The following is an 8,397-nucleotide window of genomic DNA, read 5'->3' as shown; positions in this document are numbered from 1 at the left end:
AAACTTATATTGCCGAGGAGAACTCGAATTCACTCATCTTTCTAAATGCTGTTTTCTCACTTTTTCAGCAAGCCCTATTTATTCTCAGCAAAATTGGCTGTGACGGCGCTGCGGGGAAAGTCATGGAATTCCGAGGCAGTATTATCGACCAGATGCCAATGGAAGAACGCATGACACTCTCGAACATGGCGATTGAGTGCGGTGCAATGTGCGGGGTAATTGCTCCTGATGAAACAACTCGCCAATATCTGCAAAACTGCGGTCAAGATTTATTTGAGGACGTTGGTAGCGACTCCGAGGCATCTTATGAACAAATCTATGAGTTTGATTTGAGCGATTTAGAACCGCAGGTCGCTCGTCCCCCCAAACCAGACCAAGTAATTGGTATTAGCAAGTTAGGAGAAATTCCTATTACCAAAGCTTTTATTGGTTCTTGTACCGGGGGAAAACTTTTCGATCTCGCTCAAGCTGCTGAGGTGCTTGAAGGTCGCCGTATAGCTCCTGGTGTCAGCCTTTTTATCGTACCCGCTTCTTTTGAGGTGCGCCAAAAGGCTGAGAATTTAGGGTATATGCAAATATTTGAAGCGGCGGGAGCCACCATTCTCAAATCAGGCTGTGGCGCTTGTATTAATGCCGGACTTGGGATACTTACTCAAGAAGAGACAGGGGTTTATGCGACCAACCGCAATTTCAAAGGGCGAAGCGGCGATCCAACGGCGAAAAACTATTTAGCTTCTCCCCGCGTGGTAGCTATTTCGGCAGTTGAGGGAAAAATTAGCGATCGCCTTAGCGATGCAAGCGAATGAGGTTATTTAGGGTTTGATGCTATATTCAGCAGGTAAGGAATAAAAGTTTGGATATTTTTAAACCTTGACAGGCAAAGCTTCTGTCTTTTTTGTACAGCACTATTTCTCAGGGGGCGATCGATCGCCTCTGGAAAACTGTCGAGGTTTTCACTTTTTTGCCGATGATGAGAGCGATCGCCCCTTATGCGATCGGCGAGGATTAATGATGCCTCAATCGTGCCGATTGAAACGGCTGAGTCCCCACCGCCTCATTTATCTGATACTCTCAAAAAACTATTTCATCACTAGGGCAAGATTTGGGGATACCCGTTTAGGGCAACAGTTGGGGTGCGGGCCGTCAGGAGGGCGATCGCTTGTTGAGTGAGCTTGCAGAAAGCGACCTGTAGCGTGCAGCCGTTGGGGGGCATAAAGCGATCTTACCTCTGTCACCACTTAGGAATGAAAAATCATAACTTGCACAATTAAACCCTAGAAGCCTTGATCCAAGGTAAACTATTGCTCTATTAGTCACCTTATTTATTTTTCATTCCTTAAATGCACCCCGAATTCTGGAACGGGCGTTCTTACTTCCTGCGGTAAGCGATCGCGAAAGTGTCCGTATTAACGATGAAACGTAAAGCGGTTTAAGCGAGAAGATTGCTAAAAGGGCATTCTTACAGGCGGTTTTTAAGGAGATAACAGATTACCCTTGCGATTTAATCATCTAAACATCTAGATGTCTGGTTAAATAATTCACTGAGGAAATTATTCGACTACTAGATGTATCGAACTGCAAAAAGCAGAGGTCACTACGAAGTTGTTTCGCTCGGTAGACGATCGCTCATAGCTCCCATGAACAAGGGAGCGCACGCCTACTGCTTCGAGTTACTGTTGAATAGAGAGAAAGCAACGAGGTCCCGATGACACCCAGTCACAGAACCAATACAAATTCAACCACTCCCCCACGAGTGGGGATGCTTGCCACAGTCCGCAACCGTCGTGCTTTGGTCGCCTCAGTTGAGTCATTCGATGGTACTCTGGAGGGCCGACTGCACCTCGTTCGCTTAGAATACACTGATTCGGATGGTATCTCAGAAGATACCCTCATCTGGGAACGGGAACCCAACGCCACCCTCCTAGAACCAACCGCCCTCCCTCAAGTCGCGACTGACCCCCCCATGCCTGAAGCCGACTTTGATGCCCTACAACGGGCCACTCGCTGGACGGCACTCTCTCCTTTCCTGAACCCCGATCGCTCCGCTGCACTGCCCCACTCCCCCATCGCTTCGCCTTTTTTTGGAGCCGTACAGGTGGAAGACTTTCAGTTAGTCCCTCTGCTCAAAGCTTTGCGGATGCCCCGAATTTCCTTGTTACTCGCCGATGACGTTGGGTTGGGCAAAACCATTGAGGCGGGGTTAATCCTGACGGAACTCCTGCTGCGCCGGCGAATTCGGCGGGTGCTGATTCTCTGTCCCGCTGCCCTCCGCAAGCAGTGGCAGCAAGAGATGAAAGCCAAATTTTCCCTCACTTTTGACGTCATCGATCGCGCCGAAACTCACGCCCTGCAAAAGCGCCTCGGACTCGATGCCAACCCCTGGCGGACTTATCCCCGTATCGTCACCTCTTACCATTACCTGCGCCAACCCGATGTCTTAGAGCAATTCCGAGCCGCTTGCAGCCAGCCAGATAGCTCAGCGCAATTGCCCTGGGATTTATTGATTGTGGATGAAGCCCACAACTTGATGCCGTCAAACTTTGGCGAGGACAGCGACTTGTCAAAAATGTTGCGCTCTATTTCGCCTTGGTTTGAACACAAGTTATTTCTGACGGCAACGCCCCACAACGGTCACACCCGCTGTTTTTCTGGATTGCTCGAACAGCTCGACCCGGTAAGATTTACGCAAACTAGCGACTTTACAGACGCACTTAAACAACGAATTTCAGAAGTGGTCGTCCGCAGGCTCAAGCGAGAACTCAACCAGCTTGACGAGCAAGCCGGCCGCGCGCCTCGGTTTGGCGATCGCATCCCCGAACCGATTCCCCTCTATTTTGGAGCCAAAGAAAAACGACTCTCCGCCGCTTTTGGGGAATTTCGCGCGGCTGTCAAGTCGGCAATTGCCAGTGCCAAAAAAACCGACCAGTTAGCCGGGTCGTTTGCCGTGGAGGTGCTGAACAAACGCCTGCTGTCTTGCCCTTATACCTTGGCGAACTCTTGGTATCGCTTTAAAGAAGGAATCGAGCGAGACGAATTAGCAGAACTGGCAGAAGTTCAAGCTGCAAAACGAGCGACTTTGGAAGATTTGGATGACGATCGCGAAACGGAAGGTCGCTTGCAACACGCCGCTAAAACTACAGGGGCTTGGCTAAAACCTCTAGTTCCTCACCTGAGTGAAGAAATTGCCAAGGTTGACAGGGCTTTGGAACAATTAAATTTAGTTCCCCCGACTCCCGACTCCCAACTCCCAACTCCCTCAGAAGATGAGCGGTGGGAACGCCTGCTGATACTGATTAAGCAGTATCTCCGCAACGGCACCGAGTGGGTTAAGAGCGATCGCCTGGTTATTTTTACTGAATATAAAACCACGCTAGACTATCTGGAACGCCGCCTCAAGGAAACTTTCAAAAAAGACCCCCAAGCCATTCGCGTCTTGTATGGCGGTTTGCCGGACAAAGACCGGGAGGAGATTAAGCAAGCCTTTAATGACCCTGACGACCCCGTTCGCGTTTTGGTCGCGACTGATGCGGCATCAGAAGGGTTGAACTTACAAGAAACGGCCCATCTTATTTTGCATTACGATATTCCTTGGAATCCGGCCCGTCTCGACCAGAGAAACGGACGTTTAGACCGGCACGGTCAGGCGCGGGATGTAATTGTTTTTCACTTTACCAGTGAAGATGATGCTGACTTGAAATTTTTAGCGCACGTTGTTAGTAAAGTCAATACTATTCGAGAAGAATTAGGCTCGATGGGGGAAGTGTTCGATGCTGCATTTCAGCGCCGATTTGTCGATTTAGAAGACACTCATTCCATCATCCGAGGATTGGATGAAGCGGTAGCAAAACGGCGCGATCGCGTCCAGATTCCGCGACAGTCTCCTGTAGAAAATGAGCGCGACTGCGCGATCGCTCTCAAACAATTTGAACGAGAAATTGACCTCACCTCAGAAACGCTCAAAAGTACCTTAGAAATTGCTTTGGGATTGGGGATTGGATTGCCGAGGTTTGAAGGGCCAGACGAACAAGGAAAATTGCGATTGCGAATTCCGATTCCCCCAAAATGGGAACCTTTGATTGACGATTATTTGCGGGTGGAAACGGATAGCGGTCAGCGAGGGGCGCTGCCAGCCCTTGTTTTCGACCCGCAACATTTTATCCAAAATCGCAGCGGTCGTCCCGTATTTCGCCCTGCCAAAGATACGGTATTGTTGCACTTGGGACATCCCCTCTTTCACCAAGCACTGGCGATGTTTGCGCGGGCGAGATTTCCCGGCAGCGTTGAAAATCAAGTGGCGAGTCGGTGGACGGTGCGTTATGGGAAAATTCCAGCCGGGGCAGATGCTTTGCTGCTGCTAACGGTAGAAGAATTGGCAGTCAATGAACTACGGGAACCTTTCCACCATTGGGTGCGAACGGTGCGATTTCCCGTGAAAAATGGAGAGTTGAGCGAACCGCTGCCGCACGTTCCCGCCTCGGACGATCGCCCCCTATCTCGTCCAGTCAGCGAAGCAGATATTCAGCGATCGCGCGATTTGTGGGACGAGATTTCCTTTGAGGTGAGGGAGATTTCTAGGCAACTGGAGAAAGAGTTAACTGAACGCCTGCAAGCTCAACTCAAGGTAAACAAGGAAATTGCCCTCAAGGAAGAAAAGGAACGGTTTAAGTCTCGCTTGTCAGAAGTGGAACGGGCGATGAAAGAGACGTCGCTACAGAAAATCGAGAAAGAGCGGGATAAACTATTGGAAGATATGCAGCAATTGTCTTTATTCCCTGAAGATACTCGCTCGAAAGAAGAACGCCTGCGCGACTTAGAAGATGAACTGAAAAGGCGACGCAGCCACTATCAGGAATTGCTGGATTTTCTGAAAATAGAGCAAACCCGCGTGATGGAAGGAATTTTGCCCAAACGCTATACTTTGCGAGGCACTGCCCGAGTTTTCCCCGTTACAGTTGAAATTCGCCTGCCGGAGGTGGCAAAATGATGGCAAATTCCCTACAAACTGTAGACCGTTATTCCTGGTGGGCTTCTTTAAAACATGGGGGGCTGTTGGTTGCGCCGTCGAAGCTGGCAGAGTTCTTTCCTGACGAGATTTCGCCCTTGCCACGTCACGTTGAAGATCGGTTGCGGCGAGACGTGAATCGAGTTCGCAGCGGCGACGAAGGGGCGATCGCCTCTTTGCTCGATACTGTTTTAGAAGACGTGCTGCAACTATCGAAAGACTGGTGGATTAAAGGCAGTGCGGTCGATAGAAGCTGGACGCAACAAGCGATTACTAAAGAATCGATTAAACCGCGTCGCGTTTGGTTAGATCCGCAGGGGGGAATTCTGCCTGTTTTTGTGGCAGATGCAGAAAGCAGAGTGGTGGCGCGGTTGGGAATTGGCAAAGGACGGCGTGCCGTTTCCCGCGCGATCGAATGGTTGCGAAAAGCCAATCAAAAAATTGCTTTATTAACGAATGGTCGCCAGTGGCGGTTAATTCACGCCGGGACCGATTACGATGCTTGGTGCGAGTGGGATATTGACCTGTGGTTTGAAGAGGGGCAGCCGGGGTTGCAGGTAGCGGCGCTGCGCTTGTTGTTGGGACACGATTCGCTGCACCCGGAAAAAGTAGATGCCCCCAGTCGGCTGATTGCCGCGATCGCCGCATCTCGTCAAGGTCAAGCCGAACTGTCTGGCGTTCTGGGAGAACGGGTTAGATTGGCAGTTGAGCTGTTGATTCGGGAGTCGGGGCTAGGCAGTCGGGAGTTGGGAGTCGGGAATCGGGACATTTATATAGCTGCCACCCGCATTATCATGCGCTGCGTGGTGATTCTGTTTGCGGAGGCGCGGGACTTGCTACCTCGAAACAACCCGATTTATCACGGTTCCTACGGCATTCAAGGATTGCGCGAACAGCTCGATCGCCTCGCCGGGGGACGGGCAACAGAACGGTTGCGAAATGGCTTCAGCGCTTGGCCTCGGTTGCTGGCTTTATTCCAGTTGGTCGATCGGGGGTGTTCTCACGAAGCGCTGCCGGTGTCGCGATATGGGGGAGGACTCTTCACACCAGGCAACCCGGACGCGAAAGACGCGATATTGCGATCGCTCTCGGCATTCGAGCACCCGGAAAACGCGCCTTCGGATGCAGTGATTTATCGCATTTTAGAATTGCTGTGCCGCAGCAAGGTGAAAGTGCGTCAGGGGCGCAGCACCACTTGGGTAGAAGCGCCGGTGGATTTTTCCGATTTGTCCTCGGAGTATATCGGCATTCTGTACGAGGGGCTGCTGGACTTCGAGTTGCGTCGCGCTGGTGAAGATGACCCAATGATCTTCCTCAATTTGGGCGCCGAACCGGTTCTCCCTCTGGCGCGTCTGGAAGGGATGGATGATGCAGCTTTATCGAATTTGGTCGAAAAGCTCAAGCAAACGTCAAAACTGGCGGCGGGGGAAGACTCCGACGAGGCGGGGGAAGAGGAGACGGAGGAAGCTGAGGCAGAAACTGAGGCAGAAGCTGAGGCGGAAGCTGAAGCGGAAGCTGAGGCAGAAGCTGAACTGGAGGAACTGGAAGCAGATGTCGATAAAGTTCAGCAGTTGAGAGAACGCGCCCGTCAGTGGGCGATGCGGACGGTTCAAGCGGGGAAGCTGGTAGCGAAACCGAGAAGTAAAAAGCCGGAAGCTGTAGCAGCCTACCAGCAAGAGGTCAGCAAAGCAGGCGATCGCCTGATTGCTCGGATCGTGTTGCCGGGTGAGTGGTTTCTGGTACGGTGGGGAGGGACGCGCAAGGGTTCCGGGACGTTCTACACTCGCCCTCAATTGGCAATTCCGACGACGCGGCGCACGCTGCAACCTTTGGTTTATGAGGGAGAGGTGCCTAAAAAACCAGAGGAAATCTTAGCACTGAAAGTCTGCGATCCGGCGATGGGTTCGGGTTCGTTTCCCGTAGCGGCGCTGAGGTTTTTGACCGATGCCCTTTATGAAAGTTTGCACTATCACAACCGCATTGAAGCGCACGGCGATAAAAGTTTGTGCCGTTTGGCAGATGGAGGGGGGACAAACTCGCTGCTGGAAGAGACGCTGCCGGTTTTGCCGGATGCGGATGATTTTGAGGAACGTTTGAAAGCGCGACTCAAGCGGTATATTGTAGAGCGGTGCATTTATGGGGTTGATATTGACCCCTTGGCGGTGGAGTTGGCGCGTCTGTCTCTGTGGGTGGAAACGATGGACAGGATGCTGCCGTTTAGCTTCCTCGACCACAAATTAAAGTGCGGCAATTCGCTGGTGGGGTGTTGGTTTGATCGCTTTCAGGATTATCCAGCGATGGCGTGGGAACGGAAAGGAGGAGATGAAAATCACACCCGTTTTGTGCATCATTTCCGCGAGGTGAACCTGAAGGGGAAATTGCAGCAGAAGGGGGACAAGTGGACGCAGGCGATTAAGGATGCCAAGAATGATGTCGTTAAGGCAGAATTGAAGCGACTGGTTGAAGCACTCGATCCGATTCGCCGCCAGCAATTGCGCTTGCCTTTGCCGGAGTTTGAACTGCCCCAAAGTGCCGATACAATTCACGATGAGGCAAAGGCAGTTTTTGAAGAATTGCACGATTTGCCAGTTTTTGAAACGGAAGAACGGGAACGGCGCTATCAGGAACGCATTGAAGGAAGTGAAGCGATTCGCCTGTTGCGGTTGGCGTTTGATACTTGGTGTGCGGTGTGGTTTTGGCCTGCGGAAGAGATTGAGATTGCCCCGACACCGGGACGCTTTTTCAATCCGCCACCGGAAACGGCGACAATTATTGAGCAGCTAGCCCAGAAATATCAGTTTTTCCACTGGGAGTTAGAGTTTCCTGACGTATTTGCCAGTGCTAATGCGGGATTTGATGGGATTATTGGCAATCCGCCTTGGGAAATTCAAAAGCCAAATTCAATGGAGTTTTTCTCTAATGTTGACCCGCTTTATCGCACCTACGGGAAGCAGGAAGCGTTAAACAAGCAGTTGGAATATTTTAATAAGGATGTGGCAATTGAGCGCGATTGGTTGGCGTATTGCGATCGCCTGAAAGCACTGTCAAATTGGAATAAATATGTGGCGTTTCCATTTGGAGATGAAGCAGACGGGGGCGAGAACTTCAGTTTGTCTAGGTCCAAGAAGGAAAATCGAGATTTGCACGAAGTTTGGCGCAGGGAGCGCCGGAAGCGTCAGGGTTATGCTGAACCCCGCCACCCGTTCCAGCATCAAGGCTCAGCGGATATTAATACTTACAAGATGTTTTTAGAACTGTCTCTTGTTTTGCTACATCACGGGGACGCATGGGGATGATTGTTCCTTCAGGAATTTATACTAGACCTCTTGCAAAAAAAATCTATGCTATAATAGAAGGTTTTCAATTTAATCCCCCTAGAGCTAACTCATAATTAT

General features: G+C 51.0%; 4 protein-coding genes. 3 read left to right on the top strand and 1 reads right to left on the bottom strand.

What is annotated here, in order from left to right; genetic code table 11:
• A partial coding sequence (locus tag QUA74_RS28890) for an aconitase family protein (RefSeq protein ID WP_333336049.1) occupies positions 1-806 on the top strand: 806 nt, incomplete at its 5' end.
• Positions 807-1,090: 284 nt separating this feature from the next.
• On the opposite strand, the gene QUA74_RS28885 is transcribed toward QUA74_RS28890, so the two are convergent.
• Entirely contained in the window at positions 1,091-1,213 is a 123-nt protein-coding gene (locus QUA74_RS28885; RefSeq protein WP_333336047.1) for a hypothetical protein, read from the bottom strand.
• A gap of 492 nt (positions 1,214-1,705) precedes the next feature.
• On the opposite strand from QUA74_RS28885, the gene drmD reads away from it, so the two are divergent.
• Positions 1,706-4,984, top strand: coding sequence for a DISARM system SNF2-like helicase DrmD (drmD, locus tag QUA74_RS28880; protein ID WP_333336044.1), 3,279 nt, complete (start codon positions 1,706-1,708; stop codon positions 4,982-4,984).
• Complete coding sequence (locus QUA74_RS28875; protein WP_333336041.1) at positions 4,981-8,298, top strand: Eco57I restriction-modification methylase domain-containing protein; 3,318 nt, start codon at positions 4,981-4,983, stop codon at positions 8,296-8,298. The genes drmD and QUA74_RS28875 overlap by 4 nt, the downstream gene beginning before the upstream one ends.
• Positions 8,299-8,397: the final 99 nt, after the last annotated feature.

Origin of the sequence: Microcoleus sp. LAD1_D3, assembly GCF_036702135.1 — a bacterium.
GTDB lineage: Bacteria > Cyanobacteriota > Cyanobacteriia > Cyanobacteriales > Microcoleaceae > Microcoleus.
Note: the sequence above shows the minus strand (reverse complement) of the source record. Positions and strands in the feature narration are given on the sequence as shown.

What these genes read in the sequence shown, in the direction of transcription:
- QUA74_RS28885 (WP_333336047.1), bottom strand. Translation starts at nt 1,213, where the DNA reads ATGCCCCCCAACGGCTGCACGCTACAGGTCGCTTTCTGCAAGCTCACT.
- drmD (WP_333336044.1), top strand. Translation starts at nt 1,706, where the DNA reads ATGACACCCAGTCACAGAACCAATACAAATTCAACCACTCCCCCACGA.
- QUA74_RS28875 (WP_333336041.1), top strand. Translation starts at nt 4,981, where the DNA reads ATGATGGCAAATTCCCTACAAACTGTAGACCGTTATTCCTGGTGGGCT.